Origin of the sequence: Comamonas sp. MYb69 (assembly GCF_037479315.1) — a bacterium.
Lineage (GTDB): Bacteria > Pseudomonadota > Gammaproteobacteria > Burkholderiales > Burkholderiaceae_C > Comamonas.
The window spans coordinates 242,431-264,670 of record NZ_JBBGZG010000006.1; the positions used below are offsets into that span (position 1 = coordinate 242,431).

The following is a 22,240-nucleotide window of genomic DNA, read 5'->3' on the forward strand; positions in this document are numbered from 1 at the left end:
AACGAAACCTTCTTATGGCTTCCATCTCTCTCAAGAACATTGTCAAACGCTACGGCACCGGCAAATCGGCCGTGCCCGTGATCCATGGCGTCAATGCCGAAATCAAGGACGGTGAATTCATCGTTCTGGTGGGCCCCTCGGGCTGCGGCAAGTCGACCCTGCTGCGCATGATTGCCGGCCTCGAAGAAATCACCGGCGGTGACCTGATGATTGGCGACAAGATCGTCAACAACCTCGAGCCCGCCAAGCGCAACATCGCCATGGTGTTCCAGAACTATGCGCTCTACCCGCACATGAGCAACTACGAGAACATGGCCTATGGCCTGAAGCTCGCCAAGGTGCCCGAGGACGAGATCAAGCGCCGCGTGGACAAGGCTGCCAAGATTTTGGAGCTGTCGCACCTGCTGGACCGCAAGCCGCGCCAGCTGTCGGGCGGCCAGCGCCAGCGCGTGGCCATGGGCCGCGCTATCGTGCGCCAGCCCCAGGTCTTCCTGTTTGACGAGCCGCTGTCCAACCTGGACGCCAAGCTGCGCGGCCAGACCCGCATCGAAATCCAGAAGCTGCACGCCGAGCTGGGCATCACCAGCCTGTTCGTGACCCACGACCAGGTCGAAGCGATGACCCTGGCCCAGCGCATGATCGTGATGAACGGCGGCAATGTCGAGCAGTTCGGCACGCCCGAAGAGGTCTACCACACGCCCGCATCGACCTTTGTCGCCGGCTTCATCGGCTCGCCGCCGATGAACCTGCTGAAAAATTCTGCCAATGGCAAGGCTGGTCAGATCCTGGGCATCCGCCCTGAGCACATCGATCTGGTGGCCTCGGGCGGCTGGGAGTTCCAGGTGGAAACCGTGGAACTGCTGGGCGCTGAGCGCCTGCTGTACGGCAAAGTGGGCGGCGAGCAAGTCACCGTGCGGGTGGAAGAAGGCACGCCCTTCCCCAAGCCCGGTGAAGTGGCGCGCATCAGCGCCCGCGAAGACCGCCTGCACTGGTTCCACGCAGAAACCGGCAAGCGCATCTGAGCGCAGCAAGGCGATGTGCACAGCGGCCACGCCTTGGCTCCTGACCTGAACGCTTGAACACCAGCGCCCAAGTGCAGCACTTGTGGCGCTTTTCTTTTTTCTCATCGAGATTGATATGACGCTTTCTAGCAACTGGCCCTATCCACGCTGGGTGGCCCACCGCGGCGCAGGCAAACTGGCACCCGAGAACACCATGAGCGCCTTCCGCCTGGGCGCCGCGCACGGCTACCGCATGTTCGAGTGCGATGCCAAGCTCAGCCGCGACGGCGTGCTGTTTCTGATGCACGATGCGGACCTGAAACGCACCACCAATGCCCAGGGCACCGGCAGCGACCTGAGCATGGGTGAGCTCGCCCAGCTCGATGCCGGCAGCTGGCATTCGCGCAGCCATGCGGGCGAGAACCTGCCCACCCTGGAGGCGCTGGCCCGCTGGTGCCTGGCCAACCACCTTTTCCTGAACGTCGAGATCAAGCCCACGCCCGGCCAGGAGCTGGAAACAGGCCGTGCAGCCGGTGCGCTGATGAACCGCATCTGGCCGCAAACCGTGGTGCCGCCGCTTTTCACCTCGTTCAAGGCCGATTCGCTGCGCGGCGCCCGCGAAGTGGCAGCGCATATCCCACGCGGCCTGCTGGTCGACAAGCTGGCCGATGGCAGCGGCGACGCCGAGCTGCAGCTGGCGCTGAAGCTGGGCTGCCAGGCGCTGGTGCTCAACCATGCGCTCTGGGATGCCGCGCTAGTGGCCAAGGTCCATGCCGCAGGCCTCTACTGCAGCAGCTACACCGTCAACGACGAATGGGCCGCGCAGCGCCTGATCGACCTGGGCACTGATGGCATCATCACCGACCGGGTGGACCTGTTCAGCCCGGCGCAGGATGGTCCGCTGCTGTAATTCCATCGCGCCCATCGCACTTTGGCTGACAGCCAGACAAAAGCCCGGCATGGCTGGGCTTTTGTCTGTGCGCGATGCGCCTCAGTCCATCTTGGTGCCCGAGGCCTTGACCACCTCGGCCCAACGCGGCATCTCGCTGGCCAAGAACTGGCTGAACGCCTCGGCACCGAGAAAGGCCGGGTCGGCGCCCTGCTCCACCATGCGCCCGCGCACATCGGGCATCTGCATCACCTGGCCAAAGGCGGCGCTGAGCTGGTTCACCACCTCCTTGGGCGTGCCAGCGGGCGCGAGGAAGCCATAGAAGCCCACGACCTCAAAGCCCTTGAGCCCACTTTCAATGGCCGTCGGCACCTCGGGCAGCGCCGGGTTGCGCTCCTTGCTGGTGACGGCCAGCGCACGCACCTTGCCCTGCTTGTGGTAGGCAGCGGCCTGCGGAATGCTCTCTGCCATGAACTGCACCTGGCCGCCCACCAGATCGGTAAAGGCCGGCGCGCTGCCCTTGTAGGGGATATGCACCAGGTCCAGCCCGGTGGCGCTCTTGAACATCTCGGGCACCAGGTGGCTGATGCCGCCATTGCCGGCCGAGCCAAAGTTGACCTTGCCGGGGTGGGCCTTTGCGTAGCTGATGAACTCCTGCAGGTTCTTGGCCGGCACCTTGTTGTTGACCAGCAGGGCCAAGGGCTGCATCGCCGTGCGCGCCACCGGCGTGAAATCGCGCAAGGTGCTGTAGGGCAGCTTGGGGTAGAGCGCGGGGTTGATCACCATCACCCCGGTGTTGGCCAGCATCAAGGTATAGCCATCGGCCGGCGCTTTCATGACATCCTGCGCGCCCACCGCGCCACCGGCACCGGGCTTGTAGTCCACGATGATGGGCTGGCCCAGCACGCCCTGGAGCTTGTCGGTCAGCAGGCGGGCATGCTGGTCCAACGGGCCGCCTGCCGGAAAGCCGATGACCACGCGCACCGGCTTGGTGGGAAAAGGCTGCTGCGCCTGGGCCGCGGCGCTGAACGCCAGCCCGGTGATGGCTGCCAGGCAGGCGTGTGCGATGTGCTTCATGGTCTGTCTCCTTGGGTTTGTTATCGGTAGAGAGGCAGGCAGCGCAAACGCGGCCTGCAAAACCCATCATGACCGGCACACCCCGCTTCTACAACCGGCGCCTGTCTCGCATTTTTTCGGATTGACGCCGCACCCGTCAGGCGGTAGCTGCCGCCGCCTCGGCAGCGCGCGCTGCCTTGCGCCGCCACCACAGCCACAGCCAGCCCAGGCCTTGCACGGCCACCAGCAGCACCAGCATGTCCAGCGCCAGCTGCGCGGCCCACAGGTGCTTGCTCATATCGCGCACGCCTTCGCCCAGCAGCACGATGATGACCTGCGAGACCACCAGGAGCGCCAGCAGCAAGCCACCCACCGCCAGGGGCCGCAAGCGGCCGGCCTGGCGGCTGCGGCTGGCCGCAAACAGCGCCAGTGCGCCCAGCAGGAAGAATGGCGCCAGCGGCGTGACGATGCGGTCGCGCAGCGCGCTCATGCGCAGCAGCAGGTCGGTGACCGGCTGGGCACCACCGTCGTGGCGGTGAAGGTAGAAGTTGCCGGGAAACACATGGAAGTACTGCACCGTGAAATGGCTGGGCAGCGCAAAGCGGGCCAGGCGCCACAAGGTCAGCGGATAGTGCAGATAAGGCCGCAGCACATCACCCTTGCCCAGCTTGGGCGTGACGGGGTAGCAATCGCGATCCGTGTGCTGCACCTGGGTGCCGCCGGGGCCCGACAGTGCATTGCCCCAGGCATCGACGCCAATGCAGTCCCGGCGCTCAGCGGGCACACCCAGGCCATCGAGCTGCCCGGGTGTGAGCACCATGTACGAGCCCAGGTAGACGCCATGGTAGGCATTGAGGCCCGCATTCTTGCCGATCAGCAAGGGCACCAGGCACAGCACCTGCACGGCAAGCAGCAGCTTGAGCAAGCCCTTGTCGGGCAGCATGCGCTGCCAGCGGCTGCCCGCCCAGACGCACAACAGCGCCAGCAGCGGCACATAGAAATACTGCACCTTGGCCAGGCCGCAGACCAGCGCCCCCAGGCCCAGGCCGACCATCCGCACAGCCCGGCGCGAGGCCAGCAGGCCCAGCAGCAACAGCGGCAGCGCAATCAGACAGGCGTATTCGGCATAAAAGGACTGGGCCATACCGATGTTGTGCGCCATGAAAAACACTGCCAGCCAGGCCAGCGCCATGGCCGACCAACCCAGCGCCCCACGCTGCAGCGCAGCCGCGCATTGCCAGGCCAGCACAGCGGCATAGGCGAGCAGCAGCAGCTTGGCCGCCAGCGCCGTGCGCGCGAGGTCAAACATATTCCCGGGCATAAAGCGCTGCACCCAGCCGGCAAAAGTGAACATGTGCGAGGCCAGCTCCGGATTGCCCGGTGTGCGAAAGGGCCGATCGGGCAGTGCCCAGTGGATGCCATCACCCATGGGCGTCAGGTAGAGGTGGCCCACCACGCGCTGAAAATCATTGGTATCGGCAAACAGCAAGGCCTGCGAGCCCCAGACCAGCGCCGCAGCTGCCGCGCCCACCACGAGGCAGCAGATACAGAAAAGCCACCGGGAGCGGTGGCCATACAAGGGCGTTGTGGTGGTCATCCCACAATTATGTCTGAATTGTAAAGAAACGTATAGCTAGCGCCGCAGAAATAACCGGAGCCTCGGCATCAACGCCGCCAGCCACCCAGCACCACCCATTGGCTGCTGGCCAGTGCGATCACCAAAAGCGCATAGCCCATCAGGCTGCCGTCGCGGCCCTGCCACAGCAGCGCGACGAAGAGCGCAGCGCAGCCCACCAGAAAATGCAGCGCCAGCTGGCCATACCAGGGCAGCAGCGGCGTGGCCTTGCGTGCAAACAGCCAGCGGGCGAGCACCAGCAGCAGCGCCAAAAAGGCGGCCGGGGCACAGAAGTTCAGCAGGTGCCAGAGGCTGGTGGTGGCAAGCATGGAGCGGGCAGGTTGATATAAGTCAAGCTGGTACTGATACGACAAGCAATGGATTTACAGAGATTTTATAATCCCTGGCATGGCAGTTTGGGCCCTGGGCATCAACCACACGACGGCACCGGTCGACATTCGCGGCCGGTTTGCATTTGCACTCGACAAGATTGCGCCAACTTTGCAGAGTTTGCGCAGCACGATCTCGGGTGTGCACAGCCACGCCGGTGTGGAAACGGCCATCTTGTCCACCTGCAACCGCACTGAGATCTATTGCGCCGCCCAAGAGCCGGCGCTTGACCACACCCTGCGCTGGCTGGCCCAAAGCGGCGACTTGCCCGCCGAGGCGCTCAAAAACTACACCTACACCCTGCAAAACGACCTGGCCGCCCGCCACGCTTTTCGCGTCGCCAGCGGTCTGGATTCGATGGTGCTGGGCGAGGCCCAGATCCTGGGCCAGATGAAGAACGCCGTGCGCGCTGCGGAAGAAGCCGGCTCGCTGGGCACCACGCTCAACCAGCTGTTCCAGCGCAGCTTTGCCGTCGCCAAGAAAGTGCGCAGCGCCACCGAGATTGGCGCGCACAGCATCAGCATGGCGGCCGCTGCCGTGCGCCTGGCAGGCCAGCTGTTTGAAGACCTGACCAAGATCCGCGTGCTGTTTGTCGGCGCTGGCGAGATGATCGAGCTCTGCGCCACCCATTTCGCGGCCAAGCAGCCCGCCCACATCACGGTGGCCAACCGCACCCTGGAGCGCGGCGAAAAGCTGGCAGCCCATTTTGGCGCCAGCACCATGCGCCTGGCGGACCTGCCTGACCACCTGCACGAATACGATGCCATCATCAGCTGCACGGCGTCGAGCCTGCCGATCATCGGCCTGGGCGCGGTTGAGAGTGCGCTGAAAAAACGCAAGCGCCGCCCCATCTTCATGGTGGACCTGGCCGTTCCCCGCGATATCGAGGGCGAGGTCAAGAACCTGGGCGATGTCTACCTCTACACCGTGGATGACCTGGCCCATGTGGTCAAGGCCGGCCAGGAGCAGCGCCAGGCGGCGGTTGTGCAGGCCGAAACCATCATCGATGCCGGTGTGCAGCGCTTCATGCACTGGATGGACCAGCGCGCCCCGGAAGGCGGCGCCGTGCCCTTGATCCAGCAGATCAACGCGCAGGCCGATGTCTGGCGTGCGCTGGAGATCGAGCGCGCCAAAAAGCGCCTCGCCAAGGGCGAAGACATGGACGCGGTGCTCGATGCGCTGACGCGCGGCCTGTCGCAAAAGATTCTGCACGGCACCATGGCCGAGCTGCACGCGGGCGACGCCCAGGCGCGTGCCCAGACCGCAGACATGGTCTCGCGCCTGTTCCTGCGCAGCCAGCGCGGCGGTGGCAACGGCCACCAATCGGGTTTGTAGCGACGCTGCGCGGCCCAGCCGCCCCTGCTCGCTCCCCGCTCCCCCTCCTTTTCTCGACCTGCGTGTTTGACCGCTGCATTTGCGGCAGCCCCGGCGCAGGCCCAGCCTTACCAGACCGCCATGAAAGACTTTCTCCGCCAACAGCTGGAACGCTATGCCGAGCGCCTCAATGAGCTGAATTTTCTGCTCTCGCGCGAGGACATCATGGCCAATATGCCGCAGTTCCTCAAGCTCTCGCGCGAACACACCGATGTCGCCGCGGTGGCCGAGCGCTATGCGCGCTACCAGCAGATCGAATCCGATATCGAAGGCGCCAAAGAGATGCTGGCCGACCCGGACATGGCCGACATGGCGCGCGAAGAGATCAGCAGCGGCGAGGCCGAGCTGGAGCAGCTGGCCGCCCAGCTGCAGCGCATGCTGCTACCCAAGGACCCCGACGATGCCCGCCCCGCCTTTGTCGAAGTGCGGGCCGGCACCGGTGGTGATGAATCGGCGCTGTTTGCCGGCGACATCACCCGCATGTACACCCGCTACGCCGAGCGCATGGGCTGGCGGGTCGAGATCATGAGCGCCAACGAGGCCGAGCTGGGGGGCTACAAGGAAGTGGTGCTGCGCGTCGACGGCGGCGACAACGTCTACGGCACCCTGCGCTTTGAATCGGGCGGCCACCGCGTGCAGCGCGTGCCCGCCACCGAAACCCAGGGCCGCATCCACACCAGCGCCTGCACCGTGGCGGTGATGCCCGAGCCCGATGAACAGCAGGCCATCACCCTGAACCCGGCTGATCTGCGCATCGACACCTTCCGCGCCAGCGGCGCCGGTGGCCAGCACATCAACAAGACCGATTCTGCTGTGCGCATCGTCCACTTGCCGACCGGCATCGTCGCCGAATGCCAGGACGGCCGCAGCCAGCACAGCAACAAGGCCAAGGCCTTGCAGGTGCTGCAGGCCCGTATCCAGGAAAAAGAGCGCAGCGAGCGCGCCGCCAAAGAGGCCGCCATGCGCAAGGGCCTGATCGGTTCGGGCGACCGCTCAGACCGCATCCGCACCTACAACTTCCCGCAGGGCCGCGTCACCGACCACCGCATCAACCTGACCTTGTACAAGCTCAGCTTCATCATGGACGGCGACCTCAGCGAGCTGATGGAAGCGCTGCAGTCCGAACGCGAGGCCGAGTTGCTGGCCGAGCTGGAAGTCAACCAATAAGGCCGGTGATGCCCAGCCACCACCCCGGTTTTGCGTTGCGCGCTGCCTGGCGTGCGGCGGGATACATGACCCTGGCGCTGGCCGCCAGCAGCGCCTCGGCCCAGCTGGCGCGCAAGCCCTCGATGTACGAGGATGGCCGCGCGCCGCAGGAGCTGATCGCCAGGCCAGGCAGCACACCTGCGCAGGCCATGGCCAACCACAGCAGCCAGCCCTTTGCCGCTGATCTGATGAGCCAAGCGGCCTTTGACCAGCTGGCCCGTGTCTACAACGCCGGCACGCCGCTGGCCCAGCCCCATGTGATCTTTGTGGTCGACCGCCAGGCGCGGCCTGCTGCCAAGCTCTACTTCATCAACACGCCGCGTTACCAGCTGCACGACCGTTTTCTGCGCGAGCAAGGCCTGCTGCGCGGCGGCAAGGATGCGCTGAACCGCAACTACCGTGACGCGGGGCGCCGCTTTATCCTGGGCACCCTGAGCTGGCAGCCGCAGATCGAGGGCTTTGTCTATGAATTCTGGGAAGGCGACCAGCTGACCGGCAGCTTGCTGCGCGAGACCGAAGCCCAGTTGCGCAACCACTTTTTTGCAGCCGTGCAGTTCAAGGCCAATGCCAGCGCGCAAGAGCAGGTGGCGGTCGCCGCAGGCATCCCCGCAGTCACGCAAAGCGCGCTGATCGGCCAGCAACGCTTTTTCCCCTTGAACCCCGGCCAGGCCGTGGGCCGCTTGCGCCTGGTGGACGATATCGACCAGGTGCAGGACCTGCAGCCCAGCGACATCGTCGTGCTGCGCCAGGTGCCCATCGCGCTGCCGCCTGTGGCAGGCGTGCTGACTGAGCAGCCCTCGACCATGGTCTCGCACGTGAACCTGCTGGCCAAAGGCTGGGGCGTGCCCAATGCCTATGTGCGCGATGCCAGCCAGCTGCTGGCAGCGCACAACGGCCAATGGGTGCACTTGGCGGTCAGCGCCAAGGACTACCAGCTGCGCGCCGCCACCGATGCCGAGCGCGACCAAGCCCTAGCGCGATCAAAAATCAAACGCAGCATCGCCGGCGCCAGCATCCAGACCGACACGCGCAGCAGCGCGCTGCAGCCGCTCGCCATCCTGCGCGCCAGCCACCGCCGCCAGTGCGGGGCCAAAGCCGCCAACCTGGGCGAAGTGCGGCATGCCGCCATTGCCGGGGTCCAGGTGCCCGATGGCTTTTGCCTGCCCTTTGGCGCCTATGCCAGCGCGATGCAGCGTTTTGGCCTGGCCGAAAAAGTGGCGCGCGTGCAGCAGCAGCCGGGCTTTGACAGCGACTCCTCGGTGCGCCGCAGCGCCCTGGCCGCGCTGCGCGCCGAGATCGAACAGATGCCGCTCGATGCCGCTTTTGCCCAGAGTCTGCAGGCGCGCTGGACCAGCCAGCTGCAGCAGGCCGGCGTGTTTGTGCGCAGCTCGTCGAGCTCGGAAGATTTGCCCGGCTTTAGCGGTGCCGGCCTCTACACCACGGTGCCCCATGTGAAGGGCGAAGCAGCCTTGCAGGGTGCCGTGCGCAAGGTCTGGGCCTCGGTCTTTAACTTTGAGGCCTGGGAGGCGCGCCGTGCTGCCGGCATTGCGCAGGATGCGGTCGCGATGGCCGTGCTGGTGCAAAAGGCGGTGGACTCCGAGGCCTCGGGCGTGATGGTCACGCGCGACCCGCTGGGCGGCACGGCGCACAGCGTCTTTATCGCTGCCAAGCGCGGCATTGGCATCCGCGTGGTGGAAGGCCGGCGCGTGGCAGAGCAGGTGCTGTACGCGCGCCGCAGCCAGGCCGTGCAGGTGCTCAGCCGCTCGGCCGAAGACACCGAGCTGCGCCTGGCGCCCGGCGGTGGCGTGCAGGAAGTGGCCGTGGCGCAGCGCCAGGTGCTCAGCGACGCCCTGGTCAAACGCCTGGCCGATGCCGGCGCTGCGATCGAAAAGCAGTTTGGCGGCCGCACCCAGGATATTGAATGGGCCATTGCCGATGACCAGATCCTGGTCCTGCAATCGCGGCCCTTTGTGCAGGCCGCCAACCACTAGCCCGCAGCAACCGCGAACCGACATGAATGCTCCCACCCCCGACACCCCCGTCACGCTCACCCAGGCGCTGGCGCAGGCCGCTGCGCTGGGCATCGCCCGTATCGACGCGCAGATGCTGCTGCTGCACCTCTGCGGCCAGCCCACCCATGCGCGCGCCTGGCTCATCACCCATGATGGCGATCGCCTGAGCAGCGCGCAGACCGCACAGTGGCAGCAGTGGCTGCAGCGCCGCGCCGATGGCGAGCCGGTGGCCTATCTGACGGGCCACAAAGGCTTTTACGGGCTGGACCTGGCCGTGGACGCCCGCGTGCTGGACCCGCGCCCCGATACCGAAACCCTGGTGGACTGGGCGCTGGAGCTGCTGCCCGATACCCCGGGCCAGCCGGCCCTGCGCCTGGCCGACCTGGGCACCGGCAGCGGCGCGATTGCGCTGGCCTTGCAGCATGCCCGGCCTGCGGCCGAGGTCTGGGCGGTGGACGCCAGCACCGATGCGCTGGCCGTTGCCCAGGCCAATGCGGCGCGCTTGCAGCTGCCGCTGCGCTTTGCGCACAGCCACTGGCTGTCGGCGCTGCAAGGGCGGTTTGATGCCATCGTCACGAACCCGCCCTACATCCGCGACGACGACCCGCATATGCCCGCGCTGCGCCATGAGCCGCGCCAGGCACTGACCAGCGGCGCCGATGGCCTGGACGACATCCGCCATATCGTCGATACCGCCCCAGGTTACCTGCGCGAAGGCGGCTGGCTGCTGATCGAGCATGGCTGGGACCAGGCAGAAGCGGTGCGTGCGCTGCTGGCCCAGCGCGGTTTTGCCCAGGCGCAAAGCCGCAAGGACCTCGCTGGCATCGAACGCGCCAGCGGCGGACAATGGCCTTCCGTGAAATAATAGTGACCATGCCCGCGCTTGAACTGCGGCAAAACGCCCGTATTTGTGTAGCTCATCCAAGCGCTGACCCGATTACATTGCAACCCACACGCCCCGACGGAGCCCATCCATGAGCGATACCCAACAACGCATCGACCAGCTGGTCAAAGGTCATGACATCGTGCTGTTCATGAAGGGAACGGCCAGCTTTCCGCAATGCGGATTCTCCGGCCGTGCCATTCAGATTCTCAAAGCCAGTGGCGTGGAGACCCGTGGTCTGACCACCGTCAATGTGCTCGAAGACCCCGAGATCCGCCAAGGCATCAAGGACTACAGCCAGTGGCCCACGATCCCCCAGCTGTATGTCAAAGGTGAATTCATCGGTGGCTCGGACATCATGATGGAAATGTACGAATCGGGCGAGCTGCAGCAACTGGTGGCCACGCTCTGATCGCCTGGCACCATCAGCTTGCCAGCCGCAACCAGGCCGCCTTCCGAGGCGGCTTTTTTGCGCCCGCGATGCGGCCCAGGCCCGCGTGCTAGGCGGTGCGATGGCGACACGCAATGGCCTTGCCAGCAGCCATAGCCGGTCGACTAAGGTAAGCTCAGCACAGCAGCACCCATCGCGCATCGCCCGCCCGCTGCGGGCTTGCAGCACCTGCTGCCAAAAGCACTTGCCAGTCGCCAGACGGGCATGCGACCATTGAACACCGATTCAAACCGGCGGCGCACCGCGCGCCGCCACCGCTTTTGCCGAAAAATGTGAGCAGCCGGTCTGCACTGCTCCCACAAGAATGTCTATGAATCTTACGCAGAGTCTCTTTGTCATTGCCTTGCTGATCAGCTTGAGCGCCTTTTTCTCCATGGCGGAGATATCGCTGGCCGCCTCGCGCCGCCTGCGGTTGCGGCAGATGGTCGATGACGGAGACCCGCGTGCAGAGCGTGTGATGAAGGTCCAGGAGCAGCCCGGTGAGTACTTCACCGTCGTGCAGGTAGGCCAGAATGCGGTGGCCATTTTGGGCGGTATCGTTGGTGAGGGGGCGCTCAGCCCCTTTGTCTCGGGCATCGCCAGCCGCTGGCTGGAGCCCGCTACCGCGCAGACCATCGGTTTTCTGTGCTCGTTCACCGTGGTCACCTCGCTGTTCATCCTGCTGGCCGATCTGCTGCCCAAGCGCCTGTCGATGGCCGAGCCCGAGGCGCTGGCGCTGCGCGTCTCGCGCCCCATGCAGTGGTGCATGACGCTCTTCAAACCCGTGGTCTGGTTCTACAGCAAGGCGGCCGATGGCCTGTTTCACCTGCTGGGACTGTCGACGATCCGCGATGAAAAGATCACCTACGAAGACATTCTGGCGATGACCGAGGCCGGCGCCAAGGCCGGTGTGCTGGCCGCGCAGGAGCAGCAGGTGATCGCCAATCTGTTCGAGCTCGATACGCGCACCGTCGGCTCAGCAATGACCCAGCGCGACCGCATCGCCTTCTTCTACCAGGACGACAGCGACGACATCATCCGCGCCCGCATTGCCGAGGAACCCTTTTCGACCTACCCGGTCTGCGCCGGAGATATCGACCATGTGGTCGGCTATGTCGATGCCAAGGACCTGTTCCAGCGCGCGCTCAACAACCTGCCGATGAAGCTGCGCGATGAGGGCCTGGTCAAAAAGGCCCTGGTCATCCCCGATCGGCTGACCCTGGCCGAAGTGCTGCAGCAGTTCCGCCAGGCGCATGAGGACTTCGCCATCATCGTCAATGAGTACAGCCTGGTGGTCGGTGTGGTCACGCTCAACGATGTGATGAGCACCGTCATGGGCGATTTGATGGGCCCGGTCGATGAAGAGCTGATCGTGCGGCGCGACGAGACCTCGTGGCTGATCGACGGCATCACCCCCATCGAGGATGTGGAGCGGGCCCTGCTGCTGGACGACCTGCCGCATTCCGATGAGTACGAGACCCTGGGCGGCTTCTTGATGGTGATGCTGCGCCGCATCCCGCGCCGCACCGACAAGGTGGTCTGGGGCAAGTACCAGTTCGAGGTGATGGACGTGGACAGCTACCGCATCGACCAGGTGCTAGTCACCATCGTGGACCCGAACAAGGTGCCCGATTCGCCGGTGCCGCCGGCCACTGGCAGCCTGCTCGCCTAAGCAACACCCAGCTTTCAGCACCCCTGAAAAAGCCACCGCATGCGGTGGCTCTATTTTTTCGGCAGTGCTGGCAGCCGCCTCGGACCTCCGTCCTCAGGCTTCAACCTTGTTCTCGAACAGCCACTGGCGCTGTGCGCCGTAGACCAAGTTAGGGTAGGTGTCCTTGCCACGGCTGCCGTTGTAGCGGCCCAGCGCCATGAACAGATCGCCCTTTTCGCGGTCCAGGTAGTGGCGCAGAATCACGCAGCCAAAGCGCAGATTGGTCTGCATGTGAAAGAGCTTGGCCGGGTCGCCGTCGCCGATCACCCGGGTCCAGAACGGCATCACCTGCATGTAGCCGCGGGCCCCGACATTGGACATCGCGAACTTGCGGAATCCACTTTCGACCTGGATCAGACCCAGCACCAGCGATTCATCGAGGCGCGCACGCCGCGCCTCATACCAGACGGTCTGCAGAAAGTCGCGGCGCACTTCCCAATCGGGCTTGCGCCGGCGCAGGCGGTCGCTCATCGCGCCCAGCCAGCGCAGGTAGACGATCTTGGCCTCGGTCGAGACAAACACCGGCTCCGGTGGCGCGGCACTGCCGATCGCTGCCGTCAGTGCCGAGCGCACCGAATCGATCAGGGGCTCTTCCAACTGGCCACCAGCCAGCGCAGCCTGCGGCGCAGCCAGCCAGGCGCCTGGCCCGGCCAGCAACGATGCCATGGCCGCGCGGCGTGATACGCCCGCAGGTAAAGCAATGCGTGAGCCTGACATCCTCGATCGATCCCTCTGTGACTATTGTGGTGTGGCGCCTGGCGGCATGGGCTGCGTTGGCAGCCCATGGCCCGCATCAGGCCAGGCGGCTGGTGAGGAAGCTGAACACCTCGTCCACAGGCACCTTGGTGGCGGCGGTGTCGCGCCGCTGCTGGTACTCGACCATGCCTTCTTGCAGGCCCCGGTCGCCCAGCACCACCCGGTGCGGCACGCCAATCAGCTCCCAATCGGCCAGCATCGCGCCCGGGCGCTCGCCGCGGTCGTCCAGTATCACATCGACGCCAGCGGCCAACAAGTCTGCGTGTAGCTTTTCAGCCGCAGTCTTGACCGCTTCGCTGCGGTCCATGCCGATGGGGCAGATCACCACAGTGAAGGGGGCAATCGCATCGGGCCAGATGATGCCGCGCTCGTCGTGGTTTTGCTCCACGGCGGCTGCGGGCAAGCGGGTCACTCCAATGCCGTAGCAACCCATTTCAAACTCGCTGGGCTTGCCGTTTTCGGCCAGGAAGGTGGCCTTCATCGCCTTGGAGTACTTGGTGCCCAGGTAGAACACATGGCCAATCTCGATACCACGCTCAATGGCCAGCTCGCCCTGGCCGTCTGGCGACAGGTCACCCGCCACCACATTGCGCAGATCGGCCACCACGGCAGGCTCGGGCAGGTCACGGCCCCAGTTGACGCCGGTCAGGTGGTAGTCGGCCTCGTTGGCGCCGCAGACCCAATCGGCCATCACGGCGACATCGCGGTCCACCACGAGCTTGACGGGCTTTTGCAAGCCAATCGGGCCCAGGTAGCCCGGCTGGCAGCCAAAGTGCTCCTCGATCTCGCTCAGCGTCGCAAAACGGAAGTTGGCCAGGCCCTCGACCTTGCCGACCTTGATCTCGTTCATGTCATGGTCGCCGCGCAGCAGCAGCAGCCAGACCTGCGAGCCCAGGATGTCGCCCTTGTCATTGGTCTCGTCGGTGGCCAGCACCAGCGATTTGACGGTGTTGGCCAAAGGCAGGTTCAGCAGCTGGGCCACATCGGCGCAGGTGCTCTTGCCAGGCGTGGCCGTCTTGGCCATGGGCTGCGTGGCAGCCGCACGAAGCTGGGTGGGCGCCAGGCTTTCGGCCTTTTCGATATTGGCGGCGTAATCGCTGTTGGGGCAGTAGACGATCGCGTCCTCGCCGGTCGCGGCAATCACCTGGAACTCTTCGCTCAGGTCGCCGCCGATGGCGCCACTGTCCGCACGCACGGCGCGGTACTGCAGGCCAAAACGGTCAAAGATGCGCTTGTAGGCAGCGCGCATGGTCTGGTAGCTGATCTGGGCGGCGTCGCGGTCCTTGTCGAAGGAGTAGGCGTCCTTCATGATGAACTCGCGGCCCCGCATCAGGCCAAAGCGGGGACGGCGCTCGTCGCGGAACTTGGTCTGGATCTGGTAGAGGTTCTTGGGCAGCTGCTTGTAGCTCTTGAACTCCTGGCGCGCGATGTCGGTCACCACCTCTTCGCTGGTGGGCTGGATGACAAAGTCACGCGCGTGGCGGTCCTGGATGCGCAGCAGCTCGGCGCCCATCTTGTCAAAGCGGCCGGTCTCCTGCCACAGCTCGGCGGGCTGCACCACGGGCATGGTCACCTCGATGGCGCCGGCGCGGTTCATCTCTTCACGCACAATGGCCTCAACCTTGCGGATCACGCGCAGTCCCATGGGCATGTAGTTGTAGATGCCGGCGCCGAGCTTCTTGATCATGCCGGCGCGCGTCATCAGCTGGTGGCTGGCGATTTCAGCGTCCGCAGGCGCTTCTTTCAGGGTCGAGATGAGAAATTGCGAAGCTTTCATAGTCTATGACAATGGACCTAGTAGTTGCCCCCTTGAAGATGGCTTCAAGGCGCAGGCATAATGGACACAGTTTAAAAAATTGGGGTTAGATTATGCTGGACCGAGATGGCTTTAGGCCAAACGTCGGCATCATCCTGCTCAACCAGCGCAATCAGGTGTTTTGGGGCAAGCGCATCCGCACCCATAGCTGGCAGTTTCCGCAGGGTGGTATTGACCGTGGAGAAACCCCCGAGCAGGCGATGTTTCGAGAGCTGCATGAGGAAGTGGGCTTGCGACCGGAGCATGTACGTATTGTGGCTAGAACGCGGGATTGGCTACGGTACGAGGTGCCCGAACGCTTCATCCGCCGCGATGCCAGGGGCTATTATCGCGGACAAAAGCAGATTTGGTTTTTGCTCCAGTTAACAGGGCACGACTGGGACCTGAATCTGCGCGCCACCAACCACCCGGAGTTTGATGCCTGGCGCTGGAATGACTACTGGGTGCCGCTCGATGTGGTGGTGGAGTTCAAGCGCGGCGTCTACGAGATGGCCTTGACCGAGCTGTCGCGTTTTGTGCCTCGCAATGACCCGCGCAACCGCTATTTGCGCAGCAATGCGCGTGCGCGCGATGGTGAGCCGCATGAGCCAGACCCCGTGGTGACCGAGACCTTGCAGGTGTCGGTGACGACGACCACCACGGTAGTGAGCTACCACTCGCCGCTGCGCATGATGCAGGAGATGGAGCTGCCGCCCGGCGCCAGCTTTGACCCGGACCCGGGCAATGCGGGCCATGACCCGCAGCAAAACGGCTGATAGCGGCTGACCAGTAGCCATATGCAAAAAGCGTCCCTTGGGACGCTTTTTTGTGCCTGCGCGGCGCTCATGTGGTCCGCCGCCGCATGGCCCGGCCCGGCCAAAAGGGCCAAGCGGGCTGAGCGGGCCGATCAATGCCCCGTCAACACCATGTTGTCTCGGTGCAGCATCTCGGGCTCGCCGGTGTAGCCCAGCAGTTGCTCAAACTCTGACGATGGCTTGCGGCAAAGGCGCCGCGCCTCGGCACTGCTGTAGTTGGCCAGGCCGCGCGCCAGCTCCACGCCTTGCGGATCGCGCACACCAATCACCTCGCCGCGCGAGAACTCGCCATGCACGCTCACCATGCCGATGGGCAGCAGGCTCTTGCCTTCGCCGCGCAGCTTCAGCGCAGCGCCCTCGTCCACCGTCACATAGCCATGCATCTGCAGGTGGTCCATCATCCATTGCTTGCGCGCCTGGTTCTTGTGGGTATCGGCGACCAGCAAGGTGCCGATGGCCTCGCCGGCGGCCAGGCGGAGCAGCACATTCTGCTCACGCCCCCAGGCAATCACCGTGGATGCGCCCGAGCCAGCGGCGCGCTTGGCCGCCAGGATCTTGGTGAGCATGCCGCCCTTGCCAATGCCCGAGCCCGCACCACCCGCCATCGCTTCAAGCTTCAGATCCCCCGCTTGTGCCTCGTGCACAAATTCGGCATCGGGGTTCTTGCGGGGATCGGCGGTGTAGAGGCCCTTCTGGTCCGTCAGAATGACCAGCGCATCGGCCTCCACCAGGTTAGCCACCAGCGCACCCAGGGTGTCGTTGTCGCCAAACTTGATTTCGTCGTTGACGACCGTGTCGTTTTCGTTGATGACCGGCACCACCCCCAGCTGCAGCAGGGTCAGCAAGGTGACGCGGGCATTGAGGTAACGCTCGCGGTCGGCCAGGTCGGCATGGGTCAGCAGCACCTGGGCGCTGCCCAGGTTTTGCTCGCGCAGCTTGGTCTCGTACATCTGCACCAGGCCCATCTGGCCGACAGCCGCTGCGGCCTGCAGCTCATGGATTTCCTTGGGGCGCTGCTGCCAGCCCAGGCGCTTCATGCCTTCGGCCACCGCGCCGCTGGAGACCATGATCACTTCGCGCTTGGCCCCATCCTCGCCATGCACCAGGGCGGCGAGCTGGCGGCTCCATTCGGTGATGGCGCCTTCATCGAGGCCCTTGCCTTCGTTGGTGACCAGACTGGAGCCGACTTTGACGACGATGCGACGTGCGTCGCGCAGAACATTCGATGCCATTTTTTGCTATTTCCGGCATTGCGCCCGCCTGGCAAGCGCAAGCAGCTATCCAACAATGAGAAATCTAGGGTGCAGGCCTTGCCGCTCAGTCCGGCGACGAAAAACGCGGGTCGTCCGAGTAGTCGGGCGCATCCTGCTCGGCGCCTGCCGCAAAGCGCGGATCGACCTCTTGGGGCTCCTGCTCGGCCTTTTGCATCTTGTGCACGAACTGGAAGATCTCCTTGATCAGCGGCTCGCAGCCTTCGCGGGTCAGCGCCGAGATCTCGTAGACGGGCCCCTTCCACTTGTAGCGCTTGACAAAGTCCTTGACCTTGGCGACGCGCTCGTCGCCGGGCACCATGTCCAGCTTGTTGAGCACCAGCCAGCGCGGCTTGTTGTAGAGCTCTTCGTCGTACTTCTTGAGCTCGCCAACAATCGCCTTGGCCTGTGCCACAGGGTCCACGCCCTCGTCAAAAGGTGCCAGATCCACAATATGCAGCAGCAAGCGCGTGCGCTGCAGGTGGCGCAGGAACTGGTGGCCCAGGCCGGCACCGTCCGAGGCGCCTTCAATGAGGCCGGGAATGTCGGCAACGACAAAGCTCTTTTCCGGCCCCACGCGCACCACACCCAGGTTGGGGTGCAAGGTGGTGAAGGGGTAGTCGGCAATCTTGGGGCGGGCGTTGGAGACCGCCGAGATAAAGGTCGACTTGCCGGCATTGGGCATGCCCAGCAGGCCCACATCGGCCAGCACCTTGAGCTCCAGCTTCAGGTTGCGGCGCTCGCCCTTCCAGCCCGGGGTCTTCTGGCGCGGTGCACGGTTGATCGCGCTCTTGAAGCGCAGGTTGCCAAAACCGCCGTCGCCACCCTTGGCGATGGTGATGACCTCGCCCGGGTTGAGCAGCTCAAACAGCACTTCGCCCGTTTGCGCATCGGTGATGATAGTGCCCACCGGCATGTGCAGGGTGATGTCCTTGCCCGCGCTGCCAAACATGTCCGAGCCCTTGCCGTGCTCGCCGCGCTCGGCCTCGTGGCGGCGCGAGTAGCGGTAATCGATCAGGGTGTTGAGGTTGACATCGGCCAGCGCATACACATGGCCGCCGCGGCCACCGTCACCGCCATCGGGGCCACCGAATTCCTTGTACTTTTCATGGCGGAACGACACACAGCCATTGCCACCATCGCCAGCTGCAATGTCAATAAACGCTTCATCTACGAATTTCATGGTCGTTATCCACCCGCCCTGGTACAGGAATTACGGGAATTGTTCTGCTGCATACCGATACATGCAGCCTTGCCAAAACCGCTATTGTCGCACCGAGGCGCCAGGCGGTCCGGCCCAAAAACACCAAAGCCCCGACTGCGCGGGGCTTTGGACAAGGCCAATGAAGGCCTTCAAGACACTTGTCTTGTCTTAAGCAGCCTTGGTGATGCTCACCGTGTGCTTGGACAAAGCGCCCTTGGTTTCGAACGACACGTGGCCGTCCACCAGAGCAAACAAGGTGTGGTCCTTGCCCACGCCGACATTGGTGCCGGGGTGGAACTTGGTGCCGCGTTGACGCACGATGATCGAACCGGCGCTGATCAATTGACCACCGAAAGCCTTCACACCCAGCATCTTTGGCTTGGAATCACGTCCGTTGCGCGTAGAGCCGCCGCCTTTTTTCTGTGCCATGAGATATAGCTCCTGTTAAGCTGCAATCGCACCGATTTGCAGCTCAGTGAACTGCTGGCGATGGCCTTGGCGCTTTTGATAGTGCTTACGACGACGCATCTTGAAAATGCGCACCTTGTCGTGCTTACCGTGGGCTACTACCGTAACCGTCACAGTTGCTCCGGACACCAAGGGCGTACCAACCTTCAACTCTGCGCCGTCGCCGACTGCCAGAACCTGGTCGATCACGATTTCTTGGCCTACGTCCGCAGCGATCTGTTCTACCTTGATTTTTTCGCCGGAAGCAACACGATACTGTTTGCCACCGGTTTTTATGACCGCGTACATAAGAACCTCTAAAAAGGGGATAGCTTGCAAAGAAATTTCGCAAGAGCCGAAGATTGTAGCACGGGCCCTGAAAAGACGCAAACCCTGCACGCTTTTGCACCACAACCGGGCCAGAAAACGCATCCCCGAGACGGACAAGCGGGCATGTCCGCAAGGGGCGCTGCTCTCGTTTCTATAATGCGGTATCCCTAAAATGCCGAGATAGCCGCCTTGTCCGAGTCCAACACTCCCAACCCGTCCAACCCCTTGAGCCTCGTCGCCGGTGATATGCGGCAGGTGGATGCCGTGATTGCCAGGCGCCTGAGCTCCTCCGTTCCGCTGATCGGCGAGGTATCGCACTACATCATCTCGGCAGGCGGCAAGCGCCTGCGCCCTGCACTGCTGCTGCTGGTGGCCGGCGCACTGGAGTACCGGGGCGAGCAGCATTTCAACCTGGCGGCGGTGGTCGAGTTCATCCACACCGCCACCTTGCTGCACGACGATGTGGTGGATGAGTCCACGATGCGGCGCGGCAAACCCACCGCCAATGAGAGCTTTGGCAATGCGGCCAGTGTCTTGGTCGGCGATTTCCTGCACTCGCGCGCCTTCCAGATGATGGTTGATGCCGACAGCATGCGCGTCATGCAGATCCTGTCGGAGACTACCAACATCATCGCCGAGGGCGAGGTGCAGCAGCTGATCAACACCCACAATGTCGATCTCGACGAAGCCGGCTACCTCTCCGTCATCCGCTCCAAAACCGCCAAGCTCTTTGAGGCCAGCGCGCGCCTTGCCGCCGTGCTGACCGAGGCGCCCGCCGAGCTGGAGGAGGCCTGTGCCAACTATGGCCGCTCGCTGGGCACAGCCTTCCAGGTGATTGACGACGCACTGGACTATGACGGTGACACCACGGTGATGGGCAAGAATATTGGCGATGATTTGCGCGAAGGCAAGGTCACCCTGCCCCTGATCATTGCCATGCAACGCGCCAGCGCCGATGATAGGCAGATGATTGTCAGCGCCATCGAGCAAGGCTCCACGCCGCACATGGCCCATATCGTGCAGGTCGTCAAGGACACCGGCTCGCTGCAAGCCACGCGGGCAGCCGCGGCGCTGCAGGCCCAGGAGGCCATCGACTGCCTGGCCTTGCTGCCAAGCAATGCCTACACCCAGGCGCTGACCACGCTGGCCTCTCAGTTGCTGGACCGCAGAGAGTAGCCGCCAAGGCGGGCGCGCATGGGCCAAGGGTATCGTGCAGACTGTCGCAGATCCACTGCAGTGGTGCGGTCTGCAGGATGCATTTCTTTGTTAAATCTCCGAACAACTGCTACAGTTTGCCGGATTACGCAGCGAGGCTATCGACGATAGGCGTCTTCCCTTTACATGCCTGACATCAACACCCCCCCCAAAGCCGTCGCCCTTCCCGGCATTGCCAGAGCCCTGGTGGCCAGTGGAAAGCTTCCTGTTGCCAAGGCGGAGGCCTTGTACGCCACCAGTCTCAAAAGCAAGAACAGCTTCATTGGAGAGCTGGTGGCCAGCGGTGCCGTCTCCGGCAGCGATGTGGCAACCATCATCTCGACGGTCTATGGCGCGCCCATGGTCGACCTCGATGCCATCGATCTGACCCGCCTGTCCAGTGGGCTGCTCGACAACAAGCTGGCACTCAGCAACAAGATCATCCCGCTGGCCAAGCGCGGCAACCGGCTGATCGTCGTGACCGCCGACCCCACCGACCACTCGGTGGCCGAGCAGATCAAGTTCTCCACCCAACTGAGCGTGGACTGGGTGATCGCAGAGCATGCCAAGCTGGTCAAGGCATTGGAGTCCGTTGCGAAAAAGGGTGGCGACAACCTCCAGGACATGATCACCGGCGATGTCAATCTCAATGAATTCGAGATTGATGACGAGTCGGTGAACAGCGATACTGCCAGCAACGATGGAGACGAGGTCGAAGACGCGCCCATTGTCAAGTTTTTGCAGAAGATGCTGATCGATGCATTCAATATGCGTGCATCGGACTTGCACTTCGAGCCCTATGAGCACCAGTACCGCATCCGCTTTCGCATCGATGGTGAGCTGCGTGAAATTGCCTCGCCGCCACCGGGTATCAAGGACAAGCTGGCATCGCGGATCAAGGTGATCTCGCGCCTGGATATCTCGGAAAAGCGCGTGCCGCAGGACGGCCGCATGAAGCTCAAGATCGGCGCCGACCGGGTGATCGATTTCCGGGTCAGCACCTTGCCCACCCTGTTTGGCGAAAAGATCGTGATCCGTATTCTCGATCCGAGCAGCGCCAAGCTGGGCATTGATGCACTGGGCTATGAGCCCGAAGAGAAGGAGCGTCTGCTCAGCGCCATCAAGCGCCCCTACGGCATGATCCTGGTCACCGGGCCCACCGGCTCAGGCAAGACCGTGTCGCTCTATACCTGCCTGAACATTCTGAACACGCCAGCGGTCAATATTGCGACTGCGGAAGACCCCTCGGAAATCAACCTGCCAGGCGTCAACCAGGTCAATGTCAATGAAAAGGCCGGCCTGACCTTTGCGACCGCGCTCAAGTCCTTTCTGCGCCAGGATCCCGACATCATCATGGTCGGCGAAATCCGGGATCTGGAAACAGCCGACATTGCGATCAAGGCCGCGCAGACCGGTCACTTGGTGCTGTCCACCCTGCACACCAACGACGCACCCACCACCTTGACGCGTATGCGCAATATGGGGATTGCGCCCTTCAATATCGCGTCGAGCGTGATCCTGATCACCGCGCAGCGCCTGGCACGCAAGCTCTGCCCCATCTGCAAGCGCCCCACCGAGATCCCCCATGAAGCGCTGCTGGAAGCGGGCTTCAAGGAAGAGGATCTGGATGGCACCTGGATGCCCTACGAGCCCGTCGGCTGCGACGCCTGCAACAATGGCTACAAGGGCCGCCTGGGCATCTACCAGGTGATGCCCATCTCCGAAGAAACACAGCGCATCATCTTGCGCGATGGCAGCGCACTGGAAATTGCCGAGCAAGCCGACATAGAAAATGTCCGCTCCTTGCGCACCTCAGGCCTGCACAAAGTCAAAAAGGGACTGACCTCACTGGAAGAGGTCTTAGCCGTCACCAACGAATAAA

At 63.7% G+C, this 22,240-nt stretch carries 19 protein-coding genes and 1 pseudogene; 11 read left to right on the forward strand and 9 right to left on the reverse strand.

Translation table 11 applies throughout. The annotated features are described in order from the left end of the window. The first annotated feature begins 14 nt into the window (after positions 1 to 14). Both WH303_RS10945 and ugpQ read left to right on the forward strand, forming a co-directional pair. On the forward strand, positions 15 to 1,022 hold the full coding sequence (locus tag WH303_RS10945; protein ID WP_021027829.1) for a sn-glycerol-3-phosphate import ATP-binding protein UgpC: 1,008 nt from the start codon (positions 15 to 17) through the stop codon (positions 1,020 to 1,022). 115 nt (positions 1,023 to 1,137) lie between these two features. Next, positions 1,138 to 1,911 (forward strand): glycerophosphodiester phosphodiesterase, encoded by a 774-nt coding sequence (gene ugpQ / locus WH303_RS10950; RefSeq protein ID WP_339518442.1) that lies wholly within the window; start codon positions 1,138 to 1,140, stop codon positions 1,909 to 1,911. A gap of 81 nt (positions 1,912 to 1,992) precedes the next feature. Here ugpQ and WH303_RS10955 read toward each other — a convergent pair whose 3' ends face one another. From WH303_RS10955 to WH303_RS10965, 3 genes are all read right to left on the reverse strand, one after another. Continuing rightward, the gene (locus WH303_RS10955) at positions 1,993 to 2,967 is read right to left on the reverse strand and encodes a Bug family tripartite tricarboxylate transporter substrate binding protein (RefSeq protein ID WP_339518444.1); all 975 of its coding nucleotides are present in this window, start codon (positions 2,965 to 2,967) and stop codon (positions 1,993 to 1,995) included. A gap of 136 nt (positions 2,968 to 3,103) precedes the next feature. Further along, positions 3,104 to 4,543 carry a hypothetical protein gene (locus WH303_RS10960; RefSeq protein WP_339518445.1) on the reverse strand — a complete coding sequence of 480 codons (1,440 nt, stop codon included), beginning with the start codon at positions 4,541 to 4,543 and terminating at the stop codon, positions 3,104 to 3,106. 68 nt (positions 4,544 to 4,611) lie between these two features. Further along, on the reverse strand, positions 4,612 to 4,890 hold the full coding sequence (locus WH303_RS10965) for a hypothetical protein (RefSeq protein ID WP_021027825.1): 279 nt from the start codon (positions 4,888 to 4,890) through the stop codon (positions 4,612 to 4,614). 79 nt (positions 4,891 to 4,969) lie between these two features. Here WH303_RS10965 and hemA point away from each other — a divergent pair, with 79 nt between their 5' ends. The 6 genes from hemA (at position 4,970) to WH303_RS10995 (ending at position 12,528) form a co-directional block, all read left to right on the forward strand. Continuing rightward, the gene (gene hemA / locus WH303_RS10970) at positions 4,970 to 6,286 is read left to right on the forward strand and encodes a glutamyl-tRNA reductase (protein ID WP_339518446.1); all 1,317 of its coding nucleotides are present in this window, start codon (positions 4,970 to 4,972) and stop codon (positions 6,284 to 6,286) included. Positions 6,287 to 6,406: 120 nt separating this feature from the next. Then, positions 6,407 to 7,492 carry a peptide chain release factor 1 gene (prfA, locus tag WH303_RS10975; RefSeq protein WP_312988121.1) on the forward strand — a complete coding sequence of 362 codons (1,086 nt, stop codon included), beginning with the start codon at positions 6,407 to 6,409 and terminating at the stop codon, positions 7,490 to 7,492. Between the two features lie 8 nt (positions 7,493 to 7,500). Next, complete coding sequence (locus WH303_RS10980) at positions 7,501 to 9,522, forward strand: PEP/pyruvate-binding domain-containing protein (protein ID WP_339518447.1); 2,022 nt, start codon at positions 7,501 to 7,503, stop codon at positions 9,520 to 9,522. A 22-nt stretch (positions 9,523 to 9,544) separates the two neighbouring features. Then, complete coding sequence (gene prmC, locus WH303_RS10985) at positions 9,545 to 10,408, forward strand: peptide chain release factor N(5)-glutamine methyltransferase (RefSeq protein WP_339518448.1); 864 nt, start codon at positions 9,545 to 9,547, stop codon at positions 10,406 to 10,408. Between the two features lie 109 nt (positions 10,409 to 10,517). Then, a complete protein-coding gene (gene grxD, locus WH303_RS10990; protein ID WP_021027821.1) occupies positions 10,518 to 10,838 on the forward strand; it encodes a Grx4 family monothiol glutaredoxin in 321 nt (106 codons plus the stop codon). Positions 10,839 to 11,187: 349 nt separating this feature from the next. Further along, on the forward strand, positions 11,188 to 12,528 hold the full coding sequence (locus tag WH303_RS10995) for a hemolysin family protein (RefSeq protein ID WP_339518450.1): 1,341 nt from the start codon (positions 11,188 to 11,190) through the stop codon (positions 12,526 to 12,528). Positions 12,529 to 12,621: 93 nt separating this feature from the next. Here the strand turns inward: WH303_RS10995 and WH303_RS11000 are convergent, their stop codons facing one another. Together WH303_RS11000 and WH303_RS11005 are read right to left on the reverse strand one after the other, a co-directional pair. Beyond that, a complete protein-coding gene (locus WH303_RS11000; protein ID WP_232539431.1) occupies positions 12,622 to 13,233 on the reverse strand; it encodes a lytic transglycosylase domain-containing protein in 612 nt (203 codons plus the stop codon). 127 nt (positions 13,234 to 13,360) lie between these two features. Continuing rightward, complete coding sequence (locus WH303_RS11005; RefSeq protein ID WP_339518452.1) at positions 13,361 to 15,100, reverse strand: proline--tRNA ligase; 1,740 nt, start codon at positions 15,098 to 15,100, stop codon at positions 13,361 to 13,363. A gap of 92 nt (positions 15,101 to 15,192) precedes the next feature. On the opposite strand from WH303_RS11005, the pseudogene WH303_RS11010 reads away from it, so the two are divergent. Further along, positions 15,193 to 15,733 (forward strand): annotated as a pseudogene (locus tag WH303_RS11010) (RNA pyrophosphohydrolase); the annotation flags it as partial. 292 nt (positions 15,734 to 16,025) lie between these two features. On the opposite strand, the gene proB reads toward WH303_RS11010, so the two are convergent. From proB to rplU, 4 genes are all read right to left on the reverse strand, one after another. Next, positions 16,026 to 17,165, reverse strand: coding sequence for a glutamate 5-kinase (gene proB / locus WH303_RS11015; RefSeq protein WP_312988114.1), 1,140 nt, complete (start codon positions 17,163 to 17,165; stop codon positions 16,026 to 16,028). A gap of 85 nt (positions 17,166 to 17,250) precedes the next feature. Further along, positions 17,251 to 18,366 (reverse strand): Obg family GTPase CgtA, encoded by a 1,116-nt coding sequence (obgE, locus tag WH303_RS11020; protein WP_312988113.1) that lies wholly within the window; start codon positions 18,364 to 18,366, stop codon positions 17,251 to 17,253. A gap of 189 nt (positions 18,367 to 18,555) precedes the next feature. Further along, on the reverse strand, positions 18,556 to 18,816 hold the full coding sequence (gene rpmA / locus WH303_RS11025) for a 50S ribosomal protein L27 (protein ID WP_021027814.1): 261 nt from the start codon (positions 18,814 to 18,816) through the stop codon (positions 18,556 to 18,558). A 15-nt stretch (positions 18,817 to 18,831) separates the two neighbouring features. Next, a complete protein-coding gene (rplU, locus tag WH303_RS11030) occupies positions 18,832 to 19,143 on the reverse strand; it encodes a 50S ribosomal protein L21 (protein WP_027011098.1) in 312 nt (103 codons plus the stop codon). Between the two features lie 267 nt (positions 19,144 to 19,410). Between rplU and WH303_RS11035 the strand changes: the two genes are divergently transcribed. Next, positions 19,411 to 20,340: a polyprenyl synthetase family protein gene (locus WH303_RS11035; protein WP_339518480.1), complete on the forward strand. Its 930-nt coding sequence runs from the start codon at positions 19,411 to 19,413 to the stop codon at positions 20,338 to 20,340. Positions 20,341 to 20,505: 165 nt separating this feature from the next. Next, positions 20,506 to 22,239: a type IV-A pilus assembly ATPase PilB gene (pilB, locus tag WH303_RS11040; RefSeq protein WP_312988112.1), complete on the forward strand. Its 1,734-nt coding sequence runs from the start codon at positions 20,506 to 20,508 to the stop codon at positions 22,237 to 22,239. Position 22,240: the final 1 nt, after the last annotated feature.